This window comes from Paraburkholderia sp. J67 (assembly GCF_905220265.1).
Taxonomy (GTDB): Bacteria; Pseudomonadota; Gammaproteobacteria; order Burkholderiales; family Burkholderiaceae; genus Paraburkholderia.
In genome coordinates this window covers 1-409 of sequence record NZ_CAJMZK010000105.1, presented here as the reverse complement: position 1 = coordinate 409, position 409 = coordinate 1, and the positions used below count along the sequence as shown (strand labels likewise).

Annotated in this window: 2 tRNA genes; both read left to right on the top strand. The window is 51.6% G+C overall.

What is annotated here, in order from left to right:
- Nucleotides 1-55: 55 nt before the first annotated feature.
- A tRNA-Ile gene (locus U5782_RS41380) sits at nucleotides 56-132 on the top strand.
- Nucleotides 133-168: 36 nt separating this feature from the next.
- A tRNA-Ala gene (locus tag U5782_RS41375) sits at nucleotides 169-244 on the top strand.
- Nucleotides 245-409 lie beyond the last annotated feature (165 nt).

Sequence of the window (409 nt, the reverse complement as noted above, 5' to 3'; positions counted from 1 at the left end):
CCGCTGCTTCAGCGTTAAGCGCTCACACTTGTCGGCTGTATTAAAGACAGACTCGGGGTCTGTAGCTCAGTCGGTTAGAGCACCGTCTTGATAAGGCGGGGGTCGATGGTTCGAATCCATCCAGACCCACCACTTGTCTGTGACAGGCGGATCCAAGAGTATGTGACTGGGGGATTAGCTCAGCTGGGAGAGCACCTGCTTTGCAAGCAGGGGGTCGTCGGTTCGATCCCGTCATCCTCCACCAATCCTCAATGCATAGTTTTCTGCGAAATGCTGCAGAACACTTTGCATTGGCGATTGAGCCAGTCAGAGCGGTATGACGTAGCAATACGAAATATCGGCTGTCGTTCTTTAACAATCAGGAAGAAGTAGTAAAGAGATTCGTCTGAAAGCGTCTAGAGATGGGCGT